The sequence below is a fragment of the Citrobacter sp. Cpo030 genome, from assembly GCF_030333005.1.
GTDB classification, from domain to species: Bacteria; Pseudomonadota; Gammaproteobacteria; order Enterobacterales; family Enterobacteriaceae; genus Citrobacter; species Citrobacter portucalensis.
On record NZ_JAOWGT010000043.1, the window covers coordinates 355,511 to 378,867 of the forward strand.

Annotated in this window: 26 protein-coding genes; 7 read left to right on the forward strand and 19 right to left on the reverse strand. The window is 52.3% G+C overall.

Features of this window, described 5'->3' with window-relative positions; all coding sequences use genetic code 11:
- Positions 1-367: 367 nt before the first annotated feature.
- From phsA to OGY37_RS04085, 7 genes are all read left to right on the forward strand, one after another.
- Entirely contained in the window at positions 368-2,641 is a 2,274-nt protein-coding gene (gene phsA, locus OGY37_RS04055) for a thiosulfate reductase PhsA (protein WP_286620182.1), read from the forward strand.
- Positions 2,642-2,655: 14 nt separating this feature from the next.
- On the forward strand, positions 2,656-3,234 hold the full coding sequence (gene phsB, locus OGY37_RS04060) for a thiosulfate reductase electron transport protein PhsB (protein WP_286620184.1): 579 nt from the start codon (positions 2,656-2,658) through the stop codon (positions 3,232-3,234).
- On the forward strand, positions 3,231-3,998 hold the full coding sequence (gene phsC / locus OGY37_RS04065) for a thiosulfate reductase cytochrome B subunit (protein WP_003834184.1): 768 nt from the start codon (positions 3,231-3,233) through the stop codon (positions 3,996-3,998). Before phsB ends, phsC begins: the two co-directional genes overlap by 4 nt.
- 139 nt (positions 3,999-4,137) lie before the next feature.
- A complete protein-coding gene (dacD, locus tag OGY37_RS04070) occupies positions 4,138-5,310 on the forward strand; it encodes a serine-type D-Ala-D-Ala carboxypeptidase DacD (protein WP_286620186.1) in 1,173 nt (390 codons plus the stop codon).
- 123 nt (positions 5,311-5,433) lie between these two features.
- Complete coding sequence (gene sbmC, locus OGY37_RS04075; RefSeq protein WP_286620188.1) at positions 5,434-5,901, forward strand: DNA gyrase inhibitor SbmC; 468 nt, start codon at positions 5,434-5,436, stop codon at positions 5,899-5,901.
- A 107-nt stretch (positions 5,902-6,008) separates the two neighbouring features.
- Positions 6,009-7,067 (forward strand): FUSC family protein, encoded by a 1,059-nt coding sequence (locus tag OGY37_RS04080; RefSeq protein WP_286620190.1) that lies wholly within the window; start codon positions 6,009-6,011, stop codon positions 7,065-7,067.
- A gap of 238 nt (positions 7,068-7,305) precedes the next feature.
- Positions 7,306-7,641 (forward strand): DUF496 family protein, encoded by a 336-nt coding sequence (locus OGY37_RS04085; protein WP_003834176.1) that lies wholly within the window; start codon positions 7,306-7,308, stop codon positions 7,639-7,641.
- 40 nt (positions 7,642-7,681) lie between these two features.
- On the opposite strand, the gene OGY37_RS04090 is transcribed toward OGY37_RS04085, so the two are convergent.
- From OGY37_RS04090 to pduC, 19 genes are all read right to left on the reverse strand, one after another.
- The gene (locus OGY37_RS04090) at positions 7,682-8,548 is read right to left on the reverse strand and encodes a GHMP family kinase ATP-binding protein (RefSeq protein ID WP_003834174.1); all 867 of its coding nucleotides are present in this window, start codon (positions 8,546-8,548) and stop codon (positions 7,682-7,684) included.
- A gap of 92 nt (positions 8,549-8,640) precedes the next feature.
- A complete protein-coding gene (locus OGY37_RS04095; protein ID WP_003834172.1) occupies positions 8,641-9,855 on the reverse strand; it encodes an acetate/propionate family kinase in 1,215 nt (404 codons plus the stop codon).
- On the reverse strand, positions 9,840-10,292 hold the full coding sequence (gene pduV, locus OGY37_RS04100; RefSeq protein ID WP_286620192.1) for a propanediol utilization protein PduV: 453 nt from the start codon (positions 10,290-10,292) through the stop codon (positions 9,840-9,842). Before pduV ends, OGY37_RS04095 begins: the two co-directional genes overlap by 16 nt.
- A gap of 4 nt (positions 10,293-10,296) precedes the next feature.
- On the reverse strand, positions 10,297-10,647 hold the full coding sequence (pduU, locus tag OGY37_RS04105; protein WP_003834168.1) for a propanediol utilization microcompartment protein PduU: 351 nt from the start codon (positions 10,645-10,647) through the stop codon (positions 10,297-10,299).
- A complete protein-coding gene (pduT, locus tag OGY37_RS04110) occupies positions 10,647-11,201 on the reverse strand; it encodes a propanediol utilization microcompartment protein PduT (protein WP_063940456.1) in 555 nt (184 codons plus the stop codon). Before pduT ends, pduU begins: the two co-directional genes overlap by 1 nt.
- A 2-nt stretch (positions 11,202-11,203) precedes the next feature.
- Positions 11,204-12,559 (reverse strand): cobalamin reductase PduS, encoded by a 1,356-nt coding sequence (pduS, locus tag OGY37_RS04115; protein ID WP_126317740.1) that lies wholly within the window; start codon positions 12,557-12,559, stop codon positions 11,204-11,206.
- On the reverse strand, positions 12,556-13,668 hold the full coding sequence (locus OGY37_RS04120) for a 1-propanol dehydrogenase PduQ (protein WP_286552203.1): 1,113 nt from the start codon (positions 13,666-13,668) through the stop codon (positions 12,556-12,558). The genes pduS and OGY37_RS04120 overlap by 4 nt, the downstream gene beginning before the upstream one ends.
- 10 nt (positions 13,669-13,678) lie before the next feature.
- Positions 13,679-15,064 (reverse strand): CoA-acylating propionaldehyde dehydrogenase PduP, encoded by a 1,386-nt coding sequence (gene pduP / locus OGY37_RS04125; RefSeq protein WP_126317742.1) that lies wholly within the window; start codon positions 15,062-15,064, stop codon positions 13,679-13,681.
- A complete protein-coding gene (gene pduO / locus OGY37_RS04130) occupies positions 15,061-16,068 on the reverse strand; it encodes a two-domain cob(I)yrinic acid a,c-diamide adenosyltransferase PduO (protein ID WP_286620194.1) in 1,008 nt (335 codons plus the stop codon). Before pduO ends, pduP begins: the two co-directional genes overlap by 4 nt.
- Before the next feature lie 8 nt (positions 16,069-16,076).
- Entirely contained in the window at positions 16,077-16,352 is a 276-nt protein-coding gene (locus OGY37_RS04135; RefSeq protein ID WP_006683973.1) for a EutN/CcmL family microcompartment protein, read from the reverse strand.
- Between the two features lie 3 nt (positions 16,353-16,355).
- Positions 16,356-16,847, reverse strand: coding sequence for a microcompartment protein PduM (pduM, locus tag OGY37_RS04140; protein WP_003834149.1), 492 nt, complete (start codon positions 16,845-16,847; stop codon positions 16,356-16,358).
- Positions 16,844-17,476, reverse strand: coding sequence for a phosphate propanoyltransferase (locus OGY37_RS04145; protein WP_003834146.1), 633 nt, complete (start codon positions 17,474-17,476; stop codon positions 16,844-16,846). The genes pduM and OGY37_RS04145 overlap by 4 nt, the downstream gene beginning before the upstream one ends.
- Positions 17,476-17,940, reverse strand: a complete 465-nt coding sequence (locus OGY37_RS04150) for a BMC domain-containing protein (protein WP_149282048.1) — start codon at positions 17,938-17,940, stop codon at positions 17,476-17,478. The genes OGY37_RS04145 and OGY37_RS04150 overlap by 1 nt, the downstream gene beginning before the upstream one ends.
- A 24-nt stretch (positions 17,941-17,964) precedes the next feature.
- Complete coding sequence (pduJ, locus tag OGY37_RS04155) at positions 17,965-18,240, reverse strand: propanediol utilization microcompartment protein PduJ (protein ID WP_001057752.1); 276 nt, start codon at positions 18,238-18,240, stop codon at positions 17,965-17,967.
- A 19-nt stretch (positions 18,241-18,259) separates the two neighbouring features.
- Complete coding sequence (locus tag OGY37_RS04160; RefSeq protein ID WP_286620197.1) at positions 18,260-18,619, reverse strand: glycerol dehydratase reactivase beta/small subunit family protein; 360 nt, start codon at positions 18,617-18,619, stop codon at positions 18,260-18,262.
- Complete coding sequence (locus OGY37_RS04165; protein ID WP_286620198.1) at positions 18,609-20,441, reverse strand: diol dehydratase reactivase subunit alpha; 1,833 nt, start codon at positions 20,439-20,441, stop codon at positions 18,609-18,611. Before OGY37_RS04165 ends, OGY37_RS04160 begins: the two co-directional genes overlap by 11 nt.
- 15 nt (positions 20,442-20,456) lie before the next feature.
- The gene (gene pduE / locus OGY37_RS04170) at positions 20,457-20,975 is read right to left on the reverse strand and encodes a propanediol dehydratase small subunit PduE (RefSeq protein ID WP_003834133.1); all 519 of its coding nucleotides are present in this window, start codon (positions 20,973-20,975) and stop codon (positions 20,457-20,459) included.
- Between the two features lie 14 nt (positions 20,976-20,989).
- Positions 20,990-21,664, reverse strand: a complete 675-nt coding sequence (pduD, locus tag OGY37_RS04175) for a propanediol dehydratase medium subunit PduD (protein ID WP_003834131.1) — start codon at positions 21,662-21,664, stop codon at positions 20,990-20,992.
- A gap of 10 nt (positions 21,665-21,674) precedes the next feature.
- Entirely contained in the window at positions 21,675-23,339 is a 1,665-nt protein-coding gene (gene pduC / locus OGY37_RS04180; protein ID WP_003030249.1) for a propanediol dehydratase large subunit PduC, read from the reverse strand.
- Positions 23,340-23,357 lie beyond the last annotated feature (18 nt).

Here is a 23,357-nt window from a genome sequence, read left to right on the forward strand (position 1 = left end):
TCATCCAAGAATACCAAAAAATAGCGAGATAATCAGCTATGGCATTATCGAAGCTGGATTGTGTACGCAATAAAATTGAGATAAACAGGGCATTAATGGAATTAATTAATAAATTTCGCACTGTTAAAATAAATTACGGAAATAAAATATCTTGAAGTTGCGGATTTGTAAATAATCTAATTGATAACCATTATTGTTATTTTCCTTTTCTTTGTTGTGTTCTGGAAACTTTAAAAGTCTTTTATAAACAATGGTTTTTATTTATGTCGGTTCGCTGCCATTCATTGTAATGAAATGTGATTGATGTAAAAAATAAATATTCTAAACGCCATATAATTATTGGATATATCTAATAACAGGAGGTTATATGAGCATTAGTCGGCGTAATTTTTTGCGAGGAGTGGGTATAGGCTGTTCAGCCTGTGCGATAGGCAGTTTCCCGCCCGGGGCACTGGCACGAAATTCTCCGGAGAGTATCAAAGGGAAAACATCCCTGACGCCAAGTTTGTGCGAGATGTGTTCTTTTCGCTGCCCAATTCAGGCTCAGGTGATTAATAATAAAACGGTTTTTATTCAGGGGAACCCTAATGCGCCACAGCAGGGGACACGTGTCTGCGCTCGCGGCGGCAGCGGTGTTAGCCTGGTCAACGACCCTCATCGCATTGTTAAACCTATGAAACGCACAGGGCCTCGCGGGAGCGGTGACTGGCAGGTTATTAGCTGGGAACAGGCGTATAAAGAAATCGCCGAAAAAATGACGGCAATAAAAACGCAATATGGTCCCCAGGGAGTCGTCTTCTCGTCTAAATCCGGCTCGCTGTCTGGCCATTTATTCCACCTCGCGACGGCTTTCGGGTCACCGAATACCTTTACTCACGTATCAACGTGTCCTGCCGGTAAAGCCATTGCCGCTAAAGTTATGATGGGTGGTGATTTAGCCATGGATATCGCCAATACCCGTTATATGGTCTCTTTTGGCCATAACCTCTATGAAGGGATCGAGGTTGCTGATACGCATGAGCTGATGACCGCGCAGGAGAAGGGGGCGAAGATGGTCAGCTTCGATCCCCGTTTGTCCGTATTCTCCAGCAAGGCGGATGAATGGCATGCGCTCAAACCGGGCGGCGATTTACCGGTGCTGATGGCCATGTGTCACGTCATGATCAATGAAAATCTGTATGACGCAGACTTTGTGGCGCGCTACACCACGGGGTTTGAGCAACTGGCAGAAGCGGTACAAGAGACCACGCCGGAATGGGCGCAGCAGCTCGCGGATGTGCCTGCTGATGTCATTGTTCGGGTCACCCGCGAAATGGCCGCCTGCGCGCCTCATGCCATCGTCAGTCCGGGCCATCGAGCGACGTTTTCGCAAGAAGAAATTGATATGCGGCGCATGATTTTTACCCTCAATGTGCTGCTTGGCAATATTGAGCGTGAAGGCGGTTTGTATCAGAAAAAAGCGGCGGCAACTTACAATAAGCTGGCTGGAGAGAAGGTCGCTCCGGTGCTGGCAAAACCCGATGTCAAATTACCCAAGCCAACGGCGCAGCGTATCGATCTGGTAGCCCCGCAGTTTAAGTACATCGCGGCGGGCGGTGGTGTGGTGCAAAGCATCATTGATGCTGTGTTAAACCAGACGCCTTATCCGGTGAAGGGATGGATTATGTCCCGACACAACCCTTTCCAAACCGTAACCTGTCGACCAGATCTGGTCAAAACCGTTGAACAGCTCGACCTTGTGGTCAGTTGTGATGTCTATTTAAGCGAAAGCGCGGCGTATGCCGACTACCTTTTGCCTGAATGTACTTACCTTGAGCGCGATGAAGAAGTTTCAGACATGTCGGGCCTGAATCCCGCCTATGCCCTGCGTCAGCAGGTAGTAGAACCTATTGGGGATGCGCGTCCGAGCTGGCAAATCTGGAAAGAGCTGGCCATGCAGTTAGGCCTTGGCCAATTCTACCCATGGCAGGATATGCAAACGCGTCAGTTATACCAGCTTAATGGCGATCATGCGCTATCGGCTGAGTTGCGTCAGAAAGGGTATCGGGAGTGGGGTGTTCCGTTACTGCTGCGTGAACCTGAAGCGGTGCGTCAGTTTGTGGAACGCTATCCGGGCGCGGTGGCGGTTGACAGCGACGGTACCTATGGCGAGCAACTGCGCTTTAAATCTCCGTCAGGAAAAATCGAACTCTATTCCGAAGAGCTGGAAACGCTCCTGCCTGGCTACGGTATTCCGCGCGCACGCAATTTTGCGCTTAAAGGCGACAGCGAACTCTATTTTATCCAGGGAAAAGTGGCGGTTCATACCAACGGTGCGACGCAATATGTGCCACTGCTTAGCGAGTTGATGTGGGATAACGCGGTGTGGATCCACCCGCAAACGGCCCGTGAAAAAGGCATCAAAAGCGGCGATGACATCTGGCTAGAAAATGCAACGGGCAAGGAAAAAGGCAAAGCGCTGGTCACCGCCGGAATTCGGCCCGATACGCTGTTTGTTTATATGGGATTTGGCGCCAAGGCGGGAGCCAAAACCGCAGCGACAACGCACGGTATCCATTGCGGTAATTTGCTTCCGCATGTCACCAGTCCGGTTTCCGGTACGGTGGTCCACACCGCTGGCGTTACGCTTCGTCGGGCATGAGAAAGGAGAACATCATGAATCAATCTACAAACCCTTATGTCATGCTGCATGACGAGAAACGCTGTATCGGCTGTCAGGCATGTACGGTTGCCTGCAAAGTTTTGAATGATGTGCCAGAGGGATTTAGCCGCTTACAGGTGCAGATCCGTTCACCCGAACATGAACCCGAGGTGCTGTCCCACTTCCAGTTTGTTCGCGTTTCCTGTCAGCATTGTGAAGATGCGCCGTGTGTCAGCGTTTGTCCGACCGGGGCGTCATTTCGCGACGAAAATGGCATTGTGCAAGTGGATAGGTCTCGCTGTATTGGCTGCGACTACTGCGTTGCCGCTTGTCCATTCCATGTCCGTTATCTCAATCCGCAAACGGGAATTGCCGACAAATGTAACTTCTGCGTAGATACCCGACTGGAGGCAGGACAATCGCCCGCCTGTGTTTCCGTTTGTCCGACGGATGCGCTGAAATTTGGTCGTCGTGACGATCCGGAAATTCAGCACTGGATAAATCAAAAAGAGGTTTATCGCCAGCAGGATACGCGTAGCGGCCCGGTAAGTGTTTATCGGCGTAAAGAGATCCATCAGGAGGGTAAAGCATGAATTCTATCTGGGGAGCAGAGCTTAACTATGCGCCGGACTACTGGCCGCTGTGGCTCATTTATGCAGGCGTAGTTATTGTGCTGATGATTGCGGGCCTGGTTATGCACGCGCTGTTACGTCGGATGCTGGCACCCAAAACGGCAACCGGAGAAGAGCACCGGGATTACCTTTATTCTCTGGCAGTTCGCCGCTGGCACTGGGGTAATGCGCTGCTTTTTATCCTGCTTCTGCTGAGCGGCCTGTTTGGTCACTTCTCTCTCGGACCGGTGGCATTGATGGTGCAGATACATACCTGGTGCGGTTTCGCCTTGTTGGCCTTCTGGGTTGGTTTTGTGCTAATCAACGCAACCAGCGGCAACGGTTGTCATTACCGGGTGAAGTTTAACGGGTTGATATCACGCTGCTTGTTGCAAACGCGCTTTTATCTGTATGGCATCATGAAAGGTGAGCCGCACCCGTTTGCCGCAACGGCAGAGAGTAAATTTAACCCGCTACAACAGCTGGCTTATCTGGCCATCATGTATGCGCTGGTTCCGCTGCTAATCATCACCGGGTTGTTATGCCTCTACCCGCAGGTGGTAGGGGCTGGGCCTGTGATGCTGGTGCTGCATATGGTGTTGGCGATTGTCGGCTTACTGTTCATCTGTGCACATATTTACCTGTGCACGCTGGGTGACACTCCGGGGCAGATTTTCCGCAGCATGATAGATGGCTATCATCGTCATCGCAGCCATCACGCAGAGACAGCACCGCGCAAAGGGTAACGCCAGACGTGGTTGATATCTGAAATCCTATCCTTACAGCAAGAAAATGTGCCTTATGTCACATTTTCTTGCAATTTATCCATGTTTGTTCGCCAGAACTTCCGTAAAAAGAACGGCTATTTCTCCATTTCCTGAGGACATGCTGTTGAAACGCCGTTTGTTTATTGCCGCTTCACTATTTGCGATGATTTTTTCGCCCGCGTATGCGACCGACGTCGCCAGTTTCGCTCCACAGCCTCCAGCAATTAATGCCGGGGCGTGGGTATTAATGGATTACACCACGGGCCAAATCCTGACAGCCGGAAATGAACACCAGCAGCGCAACCCTGCCAGCCTGACCAAGCTGATGACCGGCTATGTTGTCGATCGCGCAATCGACAGTAAGCGTATTAGTCCGACAGATATTGTCACTGTAGGACGAGATGCCTGGGCGAAAGATAATCCGGTATTCGTCGGTTCATCCTTAATGTTCCTGAAAGAAGGGGATCGCGTTTCTGTGCGCGATCTGAGTCGCGGGTTAATTGTTGATTCCGGTAATGATGCCTGTGTGGCGCTGGCGGATTACATCGCCGGAGGGCAGCCGCAGTTTGTCGCGATGATGAACAACTATGTGCAAAAGCTGAACCTGCGGGACACGCATTTTGAAACGGTACATGGTCTGGATGCGCCAGGTCAGCATAGCTCAGCTTACGATCTGGCTGTGCTGTCGAGAGCTATCATCCATGGAGAGCCGGATTTCTACCATATGTACAGTGAAAAAAGCCTTACCTGGAACGGAATTACGCAGCAAAACCGTAACGGTTTGTTGTGGGATAAAACCATGAACGTCGATGGTCTGAAGACAGGACATACCTCCGGCGCTGGATTCAACCTGATTGCTTCTGCCGTTGATGGGCAGCGCCGCCTGATTGCGGTTGTGATGGGGGCGGAGAGTGCGAAAGGGCGTGAAGACCAGGCGCGAAAACTGCTGCAATGGGGACAACAGAACTTCGATACCGTGCAGGTTTTACGTAGCGGTAAGCAAGTTGGTATTGAACAGATCTGGTATGGCGATAAAGAAAAAATTATCCTTGGCACAGAGCAGGATTTCTGGATGGCCCTGCCTAAAGCCGAAGTCGCTAATATCAAGGCAAAATATGTTCTTGATAAGAAAGAACTGGTTGCCCCCATTGCTGCCCATCAACGTGTGGGGGAAATTGAACTCTACGATCGGGATAAACTGGTGGCGCACTGGCCTCTGGTTACGCTGGAGTCTGTCAACGAAGGCGGCGTCTTCTCGCGTTTGAGCGATTACTTCCACCACAAGGCGTAGTTTTTCCTGATGTGCCTGACTGGCAAGAGTGCGAATCTGCTCACATAATAATCACTGATTCCTTGTGGCCGTCATACCTAAAAATTACACTGTATATAAATACAGTGTAATAACGGAGGTTATATGGAGTACGAGATAAAGCAGGTTGAGAAACGCATAATTGCCGGTTTCCATATGGTTGGACCGTGGGAACAAACGGTAAAGCAGGGTTTCGAACAGTTAATGATGTGGGTCGACGGTAAGCAGATCGTACCGCTGGAATGGATAGCTGTTTATTACGACAATCCTGACGTTGTTCCGTCGGAAAAACTGCGTTGTGATACCGTGGTGTCTGTGCCTGAAGGTTTTGAGATCCCAGAAAACAGCGAAGGGGTGATCCAGACCGAACTGGCGGGGGGCGACTATGCTATCGCCGTTGCGCGCGTTGAAAATCATGACTTCGCGACGCCGTGGTATCAGTTCTTTGAGCGCCTGCTGCAGGATTCGACGTATGCGATAGCCGCTAAACCTTGCTTTGAAGTTTATATGAACAATGGCATGGAGGACGGTTACTGGGACATTGAAATGTACGTGCCGGTACAGTCGAAGTAACTGTTTTTGGTGTAAATCAGGATGAATGTCCTGGTCATCAGGGTGATGTTTTCACTCAAAAAACAGGTACAATTCTGTTCTTTGCAATTCCCTGACGGAGTGCATGAGTGCGTGCAGATAAGTCACTGAGTCCTTTTGAAATTCGTTTGTATCGTCATTATCGTGTGGTGCATGGTGTTCGCATTGCGCTGGCGTTTCTTTTTACTTTTCTGTTGGTTCGCCTGTTGAACATTCCTGAAGGTACATGGCCTCTGATTACGCTGGTGGTAATCATGGGGCCTATTTCCTTTTGGGGGAACGTTGTCCCCAGAGCGTTTGAGCGTATTGGCGGGACAATTCTGGGTTCGGTACTTGGGCTGGTGGCCCTGCGTCTGGAACTCTTTTCACTTCCGCTAATGCTGATATGGTGCGCGGTAGCGATGTTTCTCTGCGGCTGGCTGGCACTGGGTAAAAAGCCGTATCAGGCGTTGCTGATTGGTATAACGCTTGCGGTCGTTGTGGGTGCCCCCGCTGGAGATATGGCCACAGCGTTATGGCGTGGCGGCGATGTTATTCTGGGTTCATTACTGGCAATGCTGTTTACCGGCATCTGGCCGCAGCGGGCATTTATACACTGGCGAATTCAGCTGGCGCATTGCGTAACGGGGTACAATCGGGTGTATCAGGCTGCGCTATCTCCCAACCTGCTGGAGCAACCGCGACTGGAAAAGCATTTACAACAGCTTTTAAGCGATGTTGTCAAAATGCGTGGGCTCATCGTTCCTGCCAGCAAAGAAACCCGCATTCAAAAATCCATCTTTGAAGCTATTCAGACGGTTAATCGCAACCTGGTCTGCATGCTTGAGCTGCAAATCAATGCGCTATGGGCCAGCCGTACCAGCCACTTTGTCATGTTGAATGCGCATACTTTGCGTGAAACACAGCTCAGGACACAACAGGCGCTACTGACGATAACCCACGCATTGTATGAAGGTAATCCACAACCGGTGCTTGCCAATACGGAAAAACTCAATGACACCGTGGTGGAGTTACGTCAGCTTATTGCTGAGCATAAGGGCGATAATGTCGCTGAAACGCCCATTCACGGCTACGTTTGGCTAAATATGGAAATGGCGCGACAGCTGGAGTTGCTCTCTCATTTGATCTGTCGCGCGCTGCGCAAATAAAGAGCAGATGAGGGGATTGGTTCTACTGCTGCTTCGATTCAGCAACGAATAGAGGTATGATACTGAAAAAGGCTAAAACCATTGGTAACTGCAATGGCTTTACCCTCGATAATTCAGGTTTCAACCATGCATGGTCGATGCAGATGCAACTTGAAGTATGGCGGGCATGAAAGTAATGTTGACCCACTTTAGCCGTTGTTTTAACGAATCCGAATCTCACATTATCAGGGGTGTAAAAATGGAAACTACCAAGCCTTCTTTCCAGGACGTGCTGGAATTTGTTCGTCTGTTCCGTCGTAAAAACAAACTGCAACGTGAAATCCAGGACGTTGAGAAAAAGATCCGTGACAACCAGAAACGTGTTCTGCTGCTGGACAACCTGAGTGACTACATCAAGCCAGGAATGAGCGTGGAAGCGATTCAGGGCATTATCGCCAGCATGAAAAGCGATTATGAAGATCGTGTTGATGATTACATCATCAAAAACGCTGAGATCTCTAAAGAGCGCCGCGACATCTCTAAAAAGCTGAAAGCGATGGGCGAAGTGAAAAACGGCGAAGCGAAAGCCGAGTAACGATTTTATGCTTGTTCGGGTCGCTGCTTAGCGGCGGCCCTTATTGCAGTTCGACCCCGCCAGTTACCATCCGCAACAAATGCTGTTCCGGCCAGTGCTCCGTCAATTTTTTCTGCGTCAGCATCCATTTAATGTAGTCCACATCATGACGCTTTCTGTCGAGCATCAGACCGACTACGCTGCCACTGTGCGCAACGTTGACACCGTATAAATCACATTCCTCTACCAGCGCTAAAAGTGAATCAAAATTTGGTTTAGGTAACAGCAACTGGCTGGCGATCGCGCTCAGCGTGGCGGCTTCACCCATCCGATAGGGATTTTGACTGATACAGGCTTCCTGTACCTTTTCCCATGCGCGTTTCAGCGCTGGAGCGCCTGCCAGTAATCCTGACTGGCGTGGAGTACGGTGATAATCAGCAGTAAGCAAGGTTTCCGGACTTTCGAGAACCAGCAGATCGAGTTGAGGCTGGGCTTCACAGGCAATTTGCGTGGAGGCGTCGTTATGATCGAACAGCGTAAGCTGGCGGAAAACGGTGCTGTCGGTAGGTTCCAGCGAAACGCAAAGCTGCGCCAGAGTGGATTCGTCTAGCTGATGCCCCAGATACTGCGCCGTGGCGATTGCCGTGGCGGCGATATCCGCTGTGCTGCTGGCCATCCCTTTAGCGACAGGAATGGTTGACTGGACATCAATTCGAATATCCTGACTCATTTGTGCCGGGTATTGCCAGTGCAGCAATAACCTCTCAACCATCGCCCGCGAAAGTGGACGTTCATCTGTCAGCGGTGAACCTGAAGTGACCTCAACGGTGCTATACCATTCAACCGGGCAGGAGACCAATTTCTCACTGCCCAGAATCCAGCCCTGGATAAGTTCTCCGCACGATGCGGGACATTGCGCAACAGCCACGTCTTCACCTATGTGATCAGCAATCCTCGGCGCATAGTGTCATGGCGATCGCGCTATTACCATGATTTGCCGCAATTTGCGGTGCGGCAGTATTATGCAGGAATGCCCAATGTCACAGTTTCAGATATCGCTAAACGCATAACGTCTTGCGCAATCATTAGCTCTTCATTGGTATTAATCACTGCTACTTTGACCATCGCATTTTCCGTCTGAATGAAGGTGGCATTACGCTGATTTTTTTCCTCATCAACGGCCAGACCCAGGAAATTCAGATTACGACAGATCGCAGCGCGCGCCCGTGCGGAGTTTTCGCCAATACCACCGGTAAACACCAGGGCATCCAGACCGCCCATCTGCATAATATAGCTACCAATGGTGGCACGAATGCGCTCAGCAAAAAGCGTCAACGCCAGCGCAGCCTGGTGATTGCCCGTATCTGCGGCATGTTCAACGTCGCGGTAGTCAGGTGAGATACCAGAAACACCGAGCAATCCGGACTCATTGTTGAGCAATTGGTTGAGCTGCTGCGGTGTTTTGCCTTCTCGCAGGGCAATCCACGGTAAAATGGACGGATCGATATCGCCACTTCGCGTGCCCATCATCACGCCAGACTGCGGCGTAAAGCCCATTGACGTATTCACCGATTGTCCGCCTTTGATGGCGCAGATGCTGCTGCCGTTGCCCAGATGACAACAAACAACGCGCAGGGCGCTGAGTGGTACACCCAGTTTTTCAGCAAGCTGTGAGCTAACGTATTTGTGGCTGGTACCATGAAAACCATAGCGACGAATACCCAACTCTGCATAGTAACGCCAGGGCAGGGGATAGATGAAAGAAGGCTCATCAAGCGTTTGATGAAAGGCGGTGTCGAACACCGCAACGGCTGGCGTTTTGGGCAATAGCTGGCGGAATACCGCGATCCCCAGCGCATTGACCGGGTTATGCAGAGGAGCCAGTTCCGCGAGGCGCTCGATTTCTGCCAGCGTTTCATCAGTTACCAGCGCTGAGTCTTTAAAGGATTCCCCGCCGTGCGCGACGCGATGGCCCACGCCGTCGATCTCATCCAGACTGCTGATAATGTGGTGGTTGAGCAGTTTTTCCAGGAGCAACGTTACGGCTTCACGGTGATCGGCTACGGGCAAAGTCTCCTGCCATTTCTGCGCTGGCGTTTTTAGGGTGACTTGCGCATCAGACAAACCGATACGTTCAATCAACCCCTGACAGATCATTTCACCCTGCGGCATCGCCAGTAGTTGAAATTTAAGCGAGGAACTACCTGCATTAATGGCCATTATTTTGTGAGACATGAAGGTTCCTTTGCATTCAGAAAAATGAACATCTCATCGACCCCGGTATTCTCCAGCGCGCTGGTGACAAATACTTTTTGCGCACCAGCCTGAACTAACCAACTCTCCGTAAGAGAAATACGCTGCGGGTTGGCTAAATCGGCTTTGGTAACGAGGCCAATAACGGGTCGGTTCATTGGTCCGGTAAAACCGGGAGAAAATGGTGACCACGGCGCGTCAGCATTTAGTACCAGCGCAATAATGTCTGCTTCACAGGCGCTGGCCAGCAGCGCACTGTACAGGCAGCGGTTCTCAAGATATTCACCCGGCGTGTCTATTGTCGTAGGAGACCAGACTATGGCCTGGGTCTTCTGATAGTGAAGTGCCTCTCCCCGCATGCACTGCGTGAGCGACGTTTTACCGCACTGGCTGGGGCCAATTAGCATGATACGTTTCATGAGATTACGTCCGGGTGATGGGACACGCGGTAAAACGCATCATTTCGCCCAGCGTTCGGGTTACCTGTTTCAGTGCGTACTCAACGGCAGAAACATCACCCGTCAGTACCACCGCGCCGGTAAACCGGTCGAGAAAACCAATCTCTACCGCCCCGGATTTCGTGGCGATATCACAGGCGATGATTGAGGCTTCGCTGGGGGTAATGGTCAGAATACCGATTGCGGAAAGCGAATCGGGTAATCCCAGTTTCTTGAACAAATCTTTACCTGGATTAGCAATAAGATGCGCCAGCGTGACCTGTTTGCCAGGTACATATTCCTGAATCATTCGATCCGTGGTGGGTTGTCTTTCCATTATCCCTCCACCATTTGTCGCCACATGCTTTCATGCGGGCGGGGTATGACCGAGCGGTAAACCAGCAGGCCTTTTTCACCCGCACTTTCACTGGCCACCGTCACCGCGTTATTCACATCGGATACATCGCCAGCAACGACCATGTAGCACTTGCCGCCAATACCAAATGCCATATGGACGCGTACCAGCGTGACGTTGGAGGCTTTAACCGCCCGGTCGGCGGCGCAGATGCAGGCAGCAACGCTCCATGTTTCGACAATACCAATAGCCTGACGCTTATCCACGCTGTTTAGTCCGCTGATTGCGGGGAGTACGCTGGCATGAATGTTGGGGAGTACCAGACTGTCAACGAGCATATCGCCAGCAAGAGATGTTCCAGTGGCAATCGCCTGTTGTACGGCACCTACGTCACCACCGAGCATGAGTAGAAATTTTCCCGGGCAGATGGTCTTGCTGACCAGTAAATTCACATTCGCGCTTTTTAACATGGCATCGCCAGCTTCCATTCCTTTGGCAATGCTGGTGAGTTCTAAAATCCCTATAGCCTGAGACATGATTAACCTCTAATTACCGTGATGGATTGCTCAGTGATTTCGCTGACAATACCGTCAATACTGGCGTGAACAGGCGCGCCTAATGCACCGGAGGGCACATCGGCAACACATTGACCGCGAACAACGCGTTCGCCTTGTTCTACACATGGGATGGCGCTGGCACCTATATGCTGGCGTAACAACAGCGTCGTTTTATCTGTGGAATAATCAGTTTCAGCCAGTGGCGCATCGTGATACCAGTCGCTAAGACCCAGTTTGGTAATAAGGCGTTTAACTGGGATCAGCCGGTACTTCGCCATTTCATCCTCAGGATTTAGCGGCCCTTCATAACGATGGTTGAGCGCCCGCAATTCACGTTTAAGCATACGGTTGATGCGCATCGGTGAAATCCCAACCGGACAGGCTACGCTTTCACACACATTGCATTCTGAGCAGGTCAGGGCCGTGAGCAGCAGTTGCGGTGTGGCCGCCTGCTGATAATTAACCGCACGAACCAGCAGATGCGGGGATAATTCATGACCGATCAAATGCCTCGGGCACAAATCCGTACACAAACGGCACTGCTCGCAAACGGTCTTTGCTACAGAAAGCACGGTGCGTTCATCCTGCATCCGCCGCTGAATCAACGCATGAGACTTAGGCAAAACCAGCAGGCCCCCGGTGGTCTTGCTGACAGGGGTATCCAGTGAAGTAATCAGGCCGCCCATCATCGGACCACCGTTAATAAAGCCGGGATCGTCAACGGTTGCACCCCCGGCCAGCGCCAGAACGTCACGTAAAGACATTCCGATAGGGACTGTGAGTGTGATAGGACTGGCGACTGCGCCGTTAACGGTCAGGGTACGACGCGTAACGGGGTACTGCTGCTCAACTGCTCTGGCGATGTTGAGCACGGTCTGGACGTTATTGACCACCACGCCGACGCTGACCGGCAGCGCGGCAGGCGGAACTCTCCGACCTGTTGCCATCCAGATGGTCAGAACCTCGTCACCAGCCGGGTAGACATCAGGCAAAATATGTAAGCGGATCCCGGTAGGCAGAAGGGGCGTTAATGCATTGATAGCCTTCTGGTATTTCTCTTTGAGTGCAATAATTCCGGCACTGGCTCCGGTAGCCGTCATGGCATATTGAACACCGCGGATAAGTCGCTCAGCCTGGACGGCCATCAACTGCTGGTCAACTTTCAGCATTGGCTCACATTCAGCCGCATTGACCAGAAAGGTATCGACCTGCGCCTGTAATTTTACGTGAGCAGGAAAGCCTGCGCCTCCGGCGCCGACAACACCCGCTGCGCGAACGCGTTCGCGAATGGTCTGTGCATCATAAAGCGTGGACTCTGCCGTCATGGCTGTCTTCATAATAATTCCTCAAGCAGTTCCTGCATGGCACTGGCATCGGCAACACGAGGATTGGTTTGCAGCGTGACGTCAGCCAGCGCGGCCTGAACCATCGACGGGATACGTTGTGACCAGGCTTGCTTTCCGTCTTTAAGCGCGTCAACAAAAGAAGGCAACGCACACTGTTTTTTGAGTAGCTCGATGTGATGGATGAGCGCATTCAATGCCGCTGTATCGTTCGCGTTATCCGGGCATAAATGGCAGGCTTTAGCGAAACGGGCATAGCGCTTCGCAGCCCGCGGGTCGCGGGCATTAAAATGAATGACATGGGTCAGCAGCAGCGCATTGGCAAGTCCATGCGGCAGATGAAACTGACCACCCAACTGATGGGCAATCGCATGATTGATCCCCAGTCCAGCCTGACTAAATGCCATTCCCGCGAGCGTTGACGCATTGTGCATTTTCCCCCTGGTTGCCAGACAGTCGCCTTTGCTGACGGCGACAGGCAGGTACTGGAAGACGATTTGAGCCGCTTTTTCAGCCAGTGCATCGGTGAAGTCACTGGCCTTCGTGGATACGTAAGCCTCCAGTGCATGCGTTAACACGTCCATGCCGGTATTCGCGGTGATGGCAGGTGGTACGCTGACGACCAACGTTGGATCAAGAATGGCCATGTCCGGGTAAAGTGCGTTATTGAACAATGGGTATTTAATGCCTTTATCCGGATCGCTAATCACGCAGGCGCTGGTTACTTCAGAGCCTGTGCCACTGGTGGTGGGAATTGCGACACAGGTTTCAATTTCAATACCGAACTGTCGGCTGAACCAGACGATGGCTTTTGCGGCGTCCAGTGCTGAGCCGCCACCAAAACCCATCACGACGTCCGGTCGCAGGGACTGCATTTGTGCAATCCCTTGAACTACCGTACCGATGGTGGGATCGGGGGTGATATCGCTGAAAATGCTGATGCGGTTATCCGCTGGCAGAGCGTTGCGCAGCTTTTCAATCAGGAGAGAACGCGCGAGAAAAGCATCGCAAATAATCCAGATATGCTTATTCGTGAAACGCTTGAGCACATCCAGACTTCCCTGGCCGCTGTACAATCGAGTTTGCAGTGAAAAGCTATTCATAACGGCCCCATTAGCGAATAGAAAAACCGTTTGTCAGCACGCAACGACGAGAGCGTGCGAAAGTGCGCGCAGATGTTGTTCCTTCACCGGTTGGCGTCGCAATAGTGAAGGTGGTAAAGCCTTCACCACCAACGCCAATCCCGGCGTAAGAGGGGCCATTTTTCACAAAGATGGAGGTCTGAAGCGTGCGCGCGGCAAGGTTCAAACGTGACACATTTTGCGAATGCATAATGGCGGTGTGATGCAATCCCTCTTCAACCTCCAGGGCCAACGTTAATGCACTGTCAAAATCGCTCACTGTTACGACGGGGAGCATTGGCATTAATTGCTCGCTGGTAACCCACGGGTCGTCAGCCTTGACGATGCCTATCAGTAATCGAGGTGCTTTTACCGGAACCGGTATTCCTGCTGCTTCCAGTAAGGTTGCCGGGCTTTTACCCACCAGTTTTTTATTGGCTATGCCTTCTGGTAGACAGACAGCGCGCAGTTTGTCTACCTCTTCGCTATTGAGAAGCATCGCACCAAAAGACTGCATCTGTTGAACCAGTCGTTCGGCAACGGCATCAACAACAATCAGGCTCTTCTCAGCAATGCAGGGGAGGTTGTAATCAAAGGATGCGCCATTGATGATATCTTCCGCCGCCTTAACCAGGTCGGCCGTTTCATCAACAATGCAGGGTGGATTTCCTGCGCCTGCGCCGATGACTTTTTTCCCGCTTTTCATGCCCATAGCAACAATGCCTGGGCCACCGGTAATCGCCAGAACTGCGATTTTAGGGTGCGCCATCATCTGCTGGGTAGCCTCAAAAGTGGGTTCTGTGACCGTGACGACAAGATTACGAATTCCGCAGCAACGGAAAGCAATATCTTCAATCATGGCAATCAGCTTGAGTGAAACCTTTTTAGCACCCGGATGCGGACTGAAATAAACGCTATTCCCTGCCGCCAGCATGCTGATGCTGTTGTTAATAATGGTCTCTGTCGGGTTAGTACTGGGGGCGACAGAGCCAATCACGCCAAACGGTGAATACTCGAATAACACCATGCCGCCGTCGCCGGTTAACGCCGTGGTGGTGAGATCTTCGATACCTGGAGTGTTGTCCAGCGCGGCTTTATTTTTAAGGAACTTATCCTCTTTGTTGCCCATCCCCGTTTCGGCAGCGCTCTCAGCGGCCAGTGAAGCAAGATGAGGCGTCAGTTCTTCGCGTAGGGCGTTTATGATGGCGCTGCGGGTTTTCAATGGACATTGCTGGTAACGCAGAAAAGCCTGATGCGCTGCATCGATAGCTTCGTCAACGGACGGAAAAATACCGTTACCCTGAACTTCTGCTTTTGCCGGGGCGAGTTGTTCACTCAAAATGTTACGAATAAGGGTTTCAAGTTCTGAAGTATTCATTGATGTGTTCTCACGTTAATCGCCGCAATGGCCGTTTCTGCAATGTCCATATCCTGTTCAACGCTTCCTCCGCTGATGCCAAGACCCCCGAGGAGTAAACCCTCACGCCATAATGCGTACCCGCCACCGAAGGTGACGACTTTTCCCTGCATATGGCTTTCCAGACCGTAAAGCGCAGCACCGGGTTGAACTGCTGATGTCAGCTTATGTGTGGCGGTTTTCATCGCCACGGCAGTCCAGGCTTTTTTGGGTGCCAGTTCGCTACTCACGAGTAATGCGTCAGGCATGCGCCAGGTCACCATTTGGGTCCCGTTCGCATCAACAATGCTAATGACGATCGGAACCTGAAGTTCTTCTGCTCTCGTCACCGCAGCGCGAGTGAGTTGGTGGAGCTCCTGAAAAGACAGAGACATAGTCGGCTCCTTTATGGCTGGTGCTTGAACGGCAGCGAGATAGCGCTCAGCCACTTTCTGAATGATGTCGTTTTGATGGGCGTCATGATCTTCTGCTCGTGCAAGCGCATATAAGCAGTCGGACAGGCGATTGATATAACGCATCAGCACGTGTCTGACGGATATCTCGGTGGAGAGCTCGACCATTCGTCTCTCTGCACGGCGTGCCAGCGTACGGGCAAAGTGCAGTCGGCTGGCGGCTTCGCTGCGGCCAGGTAGAATAAAGCTGCGCAGGGGCGGAACTCTTCCCATTGCGGTATCGATGGCCGCTTCCAGTGCCGCAATTTCTTCCGAGCTGATATAGCGCTGCTCTGGCGTTGGTTCTTCGCTTTCGCTTGCCAGTTCGGCGCTGAACCAAAAAAGCTGCAGCTGGATATTTTCAAGTAACTGCCGGTGCTGCGGGTTTTTCGCTGCACAAATGCACAGACTTAGCGCCGCATTCAGTTCGTCCAGCGTACCGTAGGCTTCCACGCGTGGATGCGTTTTGCTCACGCGCTGTCCGGTAAAGAGGGCTGTTGTTCCGGCATCACCAGTGCGGGTATAAATCGCCATAGTTCCTCCTAACGAGAAAGCGTGTCGACAATGCCGACGATAGCCAGATCGATGGCCTCATTAGGGCCAGAAAAAACGTGCCTGGCGCTGGAGCCGCTGCTGAGTAATACCAGTTCGCCAGTTCCCGCGCCGACAGAATCAACAGCGACTTCATCTCCACTCGCAGGGGACGCAGGAAGCTCTCCGTCAGCACTTACCCGACGTACCAGCAACAGTTTTTTTCCCACCAGTGATGGGGATTTTTGCGTGGAAACCACAACGCCTGTAACCCGTGCCAGATGCATAGCTCACTCCTGCTTAATTAGTTGGACATTTCGCAGACTGACTGCTTCCTGAGCCAGAGCCGTCACGACACACCGACGGCGCAACACCAGTACGCCATCCCTTAATTGGGCGACGTCGGCATAGCTGAGAAGCTTCTCAGGATGCAAAAAGATGATTCGTCCCCGTTCGTCATTGAACTCCAGCGGCAGACGTGCGAGTTTTTTCACGGGGATTGCGGGTAATAATCGGTGTTGTAGTGAAATTTTCACGCGGACTCCGCATGCCAACGCGTCGTGAATCTTTCCCACCGACATGTTGGCTGGGCAGCCTTCGGCAATTCGCTCCAGTAATGGCAGATCCACTTGCTGGAGATGGAGCGACGAGTACTGGCAGCATACTGTCCGTGAATCGATTTCCCGTAACTGCGCGACGCTAAGAGTGAGCGTGCTTTCCGCGCGTTTTTTTAATCGGGAAACAACCTCCTCGATAATGCGTTGCAGCAGTTCGTTGTTCATCGTGAGGTCACCAGTGTGGCGAATGCCTGGGGATTATCAGCGCCTGCAGCATTGGCTTCGTCTGTATCGATATGCATTTCGAGGCGCATATCCGGCGAAACGCGTACGGCGACGTTATCGAAAATCAGTCGACGTTCATCGCCATTAATGGCGACCGAGACTCTATCACCATGGGAAACCCGCAGAATCAGAGCATCGAGCGGCGACATATGGATATGCCGTTGGGCGACGATCACCCCGGATGCTAAGTCCAGTTCAGCAAATGGGCTGACGAGACGAACACCGGGTGTGCCCTGAATATTGCCCGACATCCGCAGCGGAGCAGCAATTCCCAACGTGCGGGCGTCGGTACGAGAAATTTCGACCTGGCTGGTACTGCGCAGCGGGCCGAGTAAACGCACATTTTTTAACTGACCTTTTGGCCCCACCAGCGTGACAGTCTGCTCTGCTGCATATTGCCCTGGCTGCAACAGCCCTTTTTTCTCACTAATGGGGTGATTGGGAAACAAGCGACCGTAATCTTCAGCGCACAGATGAATATGACGATTAGAGATCCCCAGCGGAATCGGGCGCTCGCGCATTTCATCCAGAACCTTAGCGACAGTGGTCTCCAGTTGCTGTTTATCCATTACGCTTCACCTCGTTTGCCAGAGTGAAGACAAAGCGTGCGCGGCTCGCCTTTTTGGCGAGGGCAGGCAGGATCAAGACACAAATTGCAGCTAATCAACTCTGCATCTTGCGGGGCTTCGGGTACATCATGGTCTACAAATATCTCTTCATGCGGTACGGCTGGTATGGGTTCTGGCGTTGGCTCAGGATCCAGGGCAACGCTATGCGACAGGATCCCGTCCCCGGGTCTGGAAATGACTTTGTGAGCCACCAGTCCATCTCGCTGGTCAGCGAAACTGACGCCGGTGGAAATGGCCGCCTGGACGGAGGCCACATCCCCGATTATCTTGATCACCGTCCAGCCTGAGCCGTTGGTTTTTTCGAGGCCCACCAGCGTGATGGAGGCGGCTTTCGCCATGACGTCCGCGCAACTGATGGCTAATGCCAGACCACTAACTTCAAGTAATCCCAGTGATTGCTTCACGCTGTGCTCCTTGGTTGCAACGACTTATGCGGATTTAGGTAAAATGGCTTCAACGTCGCTGTGCGGACGCGGGATAACGTGGCAGGATTTCACCTCACCAACGGCGCTTGCGGCTGCGCTTCCAGCATCTACGGCTGCTTTCACCGCGCCGACATCACCGCGAACCATAACGGTGATAAGGCCAGAGCCGATTTTTTCGTAACCAACCAACTGCACGTTTGCGGATTTCACCATGGCATCAGCGGCTTCAATAGCGCCGACAAGCCCTTTTGTTTCAACCAGTCCCAGTGCGTTATTCATACTGCTTTTCTCCTATGGGTTATGAGTGGCATTCCCGGAACGGAATGCCTTTAACCAGCCGCGCAGCGTTGTTACCAATGCTGCGGCGATCGTGGCTATTTTGTTGATACGTCAGCGTAAAAAGTGGTGCTGACGTGGGTAAGTTTTTGTAGTGCACGACCAGTTTTTCGCGGCTACAGCCAATACCGACCAGCAATGGAGACTGGCAGGCGGCCAACCATGCGTTGTGGATAACGTCAGCTGAGCCACTCTCCTGAATCACAAAGGGAATCCCTTCTTCTTCAATACCCAGCAGTACGTCATTCCAGACGTCAGCACAGTCAGCACAGTCAGCACTGGTGAAGATAACGATGGCTGGTGTGGTGAGATTACTTTCCATGAGCGAATGCCTTATGCCAGGAGAGAATCAGTCCTGTCGCAACCGCATTGCGCGGACCTTCGGTACCACGAATGTTGCCGCGCCCGGCAACCAGTCGATAATGCGCCAGAGCATCGGTGACCAGCTGTGGAACTTCAAAATCCAGAGATGAGCCGCCAACCAGCACCACAAAGGGAATATCCCGAATGTTCCCGGTCGGACTGACCTGACGTAGCGCTCTGAGTGCGTTAGTAACGAAAACGCGCTCCTTGGCGCTTCGACGAATGGCCCGTACTTTCTCCAGCGCCAGTTCACCAGGCAGTGGCACCAGTTCATCGGGTTTCACTACGCACACGCGCGCAAAAACCGTTGGTGGGAGAGGCGTAGGGAAGAACTGAACGCTGCCGTCTTCGTGGCGAAGGTGGAACAAGCTCTCAACTTTCGCCAACGGATACTTTTTAATCTCTTCAGCGAGATAACGGTCATCCAGACCCAGTTCACGGGCAATGATCATCGTGACCATATCGCCTGCGCCTGCCAGGTGCGTGGCAATAATTTCGCCCTTAGGATTGATGATAGAAGCGTCGGTTGAACCCGCGCCGAGATCCAGAATAGCCAGTGGTCGTGTTGTGCCCGGAGTTGTTAAGGCTCCCAGAATGGCAGCTTCGGCTTCGGCCCCGCCAACCTGGACGTCAATGTTGAGCTTTTGCGTGATCTCTTGTGCAATCATCGCCATTTGCAGGCGGTCTGATTTCACCATGGAGGCTATGCCGACAGCCTGTTCCAGTGAGAACTCACCTGCAAGTCCACCCGTCACGCTGACGGGAACCGAGGTATCGACCGCCAGCAGATCCTGAATAAAAATTTCATGACTGGGTTTGTTGGTTAATTCAGCCATCGTCTGGCGCACATGCTCCAGCATGCCGCCAATATTGGTGCCAGCTTCTCCGGTAACGTTATCCAGTTTTGGGCATTCACCAACCGCTTTCATAATCACTTCGGCGCCCGCGGCAACGTCGACCCGTACGGTACGACCTTGAGACTGTAGCTCCAGATTTCCGGCAGGAATCGCTCGCGCTTTCACATCACCTGACGGCGTTTTCACCACCACGGCTGAACGGTTGCCGATCAGCGCCCGTGCCATCGGAACAATGTTTTTAGTCTCATCGGCATTGAGGCCAAAGACAGTTGCAATGCCGTAGGGGTTAGAAAGGGTTTCAATGACCTTTCCTGGTACAGCGACCTCAATGGCAGCCAGCATCCCCAACGGGATACGGTCGATATGAAGGACTTCATCGACGATGGGCAGGGGGTGAGTCAGACGATTGCTGACCAACACGCCATCGTCCTGTTGTAAAATAACACCAGTCAACTGGTATCCAGCACGGACGGAGGCATTAATCATCGTAGCGACATCGGCGAAATCAAATGCCGATGACACCACCAGAATATAGGGCGTATCCGCCGGGCGACTGAGAAGGTCTTCCGGCGTAATAGTGACGCCCACGCCTAACCCGACACCGCCCGGTGTTTTAGGGTTATGGCCGATCATGGTGGATTCAGTGATGATGGTTTCGGTTATTGTTTCCATCGCCACATCGCCAATGACCGGAGTGGCTTCGTTAATGCGGATGAGCGAAATATCACTGACATTGATACCGGCGTTTTTTGCCGCCAGCGTCAGGGCCTCCTGAATGCCAAACACATTACGTAATGTGCCCTTAATTCCGGTGGTTTCTGCCAGCGCGCTGCCGGTGATGCTCAGCACGCCAGACTCATCGAGAGTAGCCAGAGCGACTTCCGTTGATGAGTTGCCTATGTCAATGCCAGCTATATATCGCATGATCCTTTCCCTGAGTTAGTCGTCGCCTTTGAGTTTTTTACGCTCAACGTACAGCGCTGCCGCTTCACGAACGAAAGCTGCACAGATTTTTGCCTGATAACGATTTTCGAGATCGTCGGCGATAGCCATCAGCTCATCTTTTGTTGAGCGGTACGGGCGCAGCGCGTTGTAGATCTCAAGAATGCGATCGTCAGGAACAGCGGTTAGCTCGGCTGCGCGCTCGAAGTTCATCGCCAGCCTGTCACGTCCGGCATCTTTGGCGATTTCCGCCTGCAGGCGCAGTGTTTCAGGGGTGATGCGCATGTCCTGCGCGGTCACTTTGTTGCTCAGAACATTTTCAAGCGTGAAGTCGTCCAGCGTTTTGTTGGTCGCAGTTTTTACCCACTCAGGATGTTTATTCGCGAGAGGGTAATCCGTGACTTTCGCGGTATGTGCTGATGAACTCACCGCGGGCGGAGTCGCGGACTCGCCTTGCAGGCTGTTCATCCGGCTCAACACATCCCGAACCATCGATTCAATTGCGTCGGTATTCATGGAGGTATCCTTTATCAAAGCGCCACGCGCAGTTCCTGCGGGTTTTTGCCTGTCACAACGTATTTGGTCTCTTTAATGTGCAGAATGGCTGATTTCGCCTGGTACTTAGGACGGGCCATCTGGTCATTCAAAGTAGGGACCGGTTGCGGAGATTCACGCTTGGCATAACGCGCGGCGTTTTTACCGATCTGACGATAGGTTTCCAGCGTCAGAAGCGGTGCCTGAGGGAACAGCTCCAGGTTTGAAAGCGGCGGTAACCCCTGCTGGTGGATAACCGTGGTACCTTTTGACTGGATGCCGATAGAGATCCCGGAACCGCTCAGACGGTTCCCCTCAACGGCGACAAACGCCACATCGGAGGATTTAAAGCAGCGGATAACGCGCGCTTTAATGCCTTCTTCTTCAATACCGGCAATCACTTCGCGCAAGATATTCTTATGCGGGATCCCTACGATATTGACGGTTTGCGAGAGCCCGAACGCCGGCCCTACGGCAATAATCACTTCGTCCTGTTGCTGGCCTTGTTTGGCTTCACCAATCTCGGTCAGAAAGCTGTCTCCCTGTGTCGCCGCAGCCTGAGGTGCGCTTGCCGCTGTAGATGCGCGGAAAGAGACGGGTTTGTCGCTGGTCTGCATTTCAGACAACACATCTTCAATTATCTGGCGCAGCAGTTTTTCATTAATTTCCATTTTTCACCCCTTAGCCAAGCTCGTTGGGATCAAGTGCGCCAGGGATGTTTTTGATCTCTTCCCAGCGTTCGCCCTGCAGGCGATAACCTGTTGCCGGACCGGCATAGTCGTTAACATCATTGACAGCGGATAGCACCTGTCCGTCGCCAACGATAATGGCGGAGGTATGCAGGTAATCCCCGGTTAACTTGGCTTTCTGGATGTTGAGCATGTCCTGAGCGACATCGGTAAATCCGCCCTGAGCAAGGGCTTTCACCACTTCCAGACCGTTACGGTTCTTATTGATGATCTCTTGTGCAAACTTGATGTCTTCAACGATGTTACGTTCCGGCATATCTTTCGAACCGTGGGCGTAGGTCGCAGCTTCCACTTCTTCATCAGTGATTGGTGGTAATCCCATCCCGGCAAAGACGGCCTGCAGCGCACGTGCCGCTTTGTTACGAATGGCGATAACATCTTCTTCACGAACCGGACGCAGACCACCGTCTACTTTCAGGTCGCGCTGAAGAACGTTGTAGTCGTCAAAATCTTCAGCATCCTCGTTCGAACCCGCAAACATGTTGTCGTAGTTCGGCACCGCGGAATAACCAGAAGAAATGAAGTCAGTACCCGGCAGGAACTGCATCAGCAGACGCGCAGTACGACGCATATCAGAGTGGGTAAAGGTTTGGTCGTTGCTGGAGGCGCATTCCAGATCCAGAGAAGAACAAATCAGGTTTTCAGCCAACACTGCACGAATGCCTGACGGCACGGCGGAAGGGACACCGATGCAGCTTACTGAACCGTTTTGCAGGCCCTGTACGCCCGCAGCTTTGGTGATGTAAATGCAGCGGGCTTCCAGATAAAGCATTGATTTGCCTTCGGCGTAACCCATCTGAACTTCTGAGCCAGAGCCGGAGGTAAAGCGCATTTTCAGACCACGGGAAGCATAGGACGAGGCGAGGAAGCCTTTCGACCATGGCGTGTCATCGCCGTCGGTAAAGACGGGTTCAGTACCATAGACGGAGATGGTTTCCGCGTAGCAGGTGTGGCCTAGCATGCCGAGTTTAAGTTCGGTAGCTTCTTCCAGCGAGCACTGGGTTAATACGCCAGGGCGTCCAACCTGCGAGCCGACTAACAGCGCAATGGCGTTAAATGGCGCATAACGTGCAACGGCAACGGTTGTTTCCTGTTCGTCAAACCCGCGCCATGCGCCTTCAGCGGCATCAGCGGCAATCTGCACCGGGTTATCTTTGACGTTAGTGACGTGCGCTTGTTGAGAGGGTGTACGACGAGCACGCATTTTCTGCATCGCCATCATCATCTCAACGACGTTCATATGGGACACCACTTCGACAATTTTTGCCGGCGTCATTGCGGTGGTCAGCGGCACTATGTCTTTGCGCTTCACGTTAGGGTCGCAAAGCATATTGGCCAGTTTGACCGAATCCATCGCCATGACTTCTTCAGCGCGCGCCAGGTTAATGCCGTAGCGGGCAATGAAATGGTCGATTAAGTCAAATTCACTGGCGGATTTACCGTCCAGTTCAGTGACTGTACCGTTGACGATTTTAATCGACGGTTTGGGGTCGTTCGGGCTTTCCATCGCAATGAAGCCTTCTTCGATCCACTCCTTAACGAAACCATCCTGATTCACAGGGCGCTTCGCCAGTGCTTCAAATCTTTTCGATCTCATGAATCAGCCTCACTGATA

Coding starts and splice junctions, on each gene's coding strand:
- OGY37_RS04135 (WP_006683973.1), bottom strand. CDS start 16,352: ATGCATCTGGCACGGGTTACAGGCGTTGTGGTTTCCACGCAAAAATCC.
- pduC (WP_003030249.1), bottom strand. CDS start 23,339: ATGAGATCGAAAAGATTTGAAGCACTGGCGAAGCGCCCTGTGAATCAG.
- pduM (WP_003834149.1), bottom strand. CDS start 16,847: ATGAACAACGAACTGCTGCAACGCATTATCGAGGAGGTTGTTTCCCGA.
- pduO (WP_286620194.1), bottom strand. CDS start 16,068: ATGGCGATTTATACCCGCACTGGTGATGCCGGAACAACAGCCCTCTTT.
- pduS (WP_126317740.1), bottom strand. CDS start 12,559: ATGAAGACAGCCATGACGGCAGAGTCCACGCTTTATGATGCACAGACC.
- dacD (WP_286620186.1), top strand. CDS start 4,138: ATGCTGTTGAAACGCCGTTTGTTTATTGCCGCTTCACTATTTGCGATG.
- phsB (WP_286620184.1), top strand. CDS start 2,656: ATGAATCAATCTACAAACCCTTATGTCATGCTGCATGACGAGAAACGC.
- pduP (WP_126317742.1), bottom strand. CDS start 15,064: ATGAATACTTCAGAACTTGAAACCCTTATTCGTAACATTTTGAGTGAA.
- pduU (WP_003834168.1), bottom strand. CDS start 10,647: ATGGAAAGACAACCCACCACGGATCGAATGATTCAGGAATATGTACCT.
- OGY37_RS04145 (WP_003834146.1), bottom strand. CDS start 17,476: ATGGATAAACAGCAACTGGAGACCACTGTCGCTAAGGTTCTGGATGAA.
- pduJ (WP_001057752.1), bottom strand. CDS start 18,240: ATGAATAACGCACTGGGACTGGTTGAAACAAAAGGGCTTGTCGGCGCT.
- OGY37_RS04160 (WP_286620197.1), bottom strand. CDS start 18,619: ATGGAAAGTAATCTCACCACACCAGCCATCGTTATCTTCACCAGTGCT.
- pduV (WP_286620192.1), bottom strand. CDS start 10,292: ATGAAACGTATCATGCTAATTGGCCCCAGCCAGTGCGGTAAAACGTCG.
- phsC (WP_003834184.1), top strand. CDS start 3,231: ATGAATTCTATCTGGGGAGCAGAGCTTAACTATGCGCCGGACTACTGG.
- pduE (WP_003834133.1), bottom strand. CDS start 20,975: ATGAATACCGACGCAATTGAATCGATGGTTCGGGATGTGTTGAGCCGG.
- pduT (WP_063940456.1), bottom strand. CDS start 11,201: ATGTCTCAGGCTATAGGGATTTTAGAACTCACCAGCATTGCCAAAGGA.
- OGY37_RS04085 (WP_003834176.1), top strand. CDS start 7,306: ATGGAAACTACCAAGCCTTCTTTCCAGGACGTGCTGGAATTTGTTCGT.
- OGY37_RS04165 (WP_286620198.1), bottom strand. CDS start 20,441: ATGCGATATATAGCTGGCATTGACATAGGCAACTCATCAACGGAAGTC.
- OGY37_RS04120 (WP_286552203.1), bottom strand. CDS start 13,668: ATGAATAGCTTTTCACTGCAAACTCGATTGTACAGCGGCCAGGGAAGT.
- pduD (WP_003834131.1), bottom strand. CDS start 21,664: ATGGAAATTAATGAAAAACTGCTGCGCCAGATAATTGAAGATGTGTTG.
- OGY37_RS04095 (WP_003834172.1), bottom strand. CDS start 9,855: ATGTCTCACAAAATAATGGCCATTAATGCAGGTAGTTCCTCGCTTAAA.
- phsA (WP_286620182.1), top strand. CDS start 368: ATGAGCATTAGTCGGCGTAATTTTTTGCGAGGAGTGGGTATAGGCTGT.
- sbmC (WP_286620188.1), top strand. CDS start 5,434: ATGGAGTACGAGATAAAGCAGGTTGAGAAACGCATAATTGCCGGTTTC.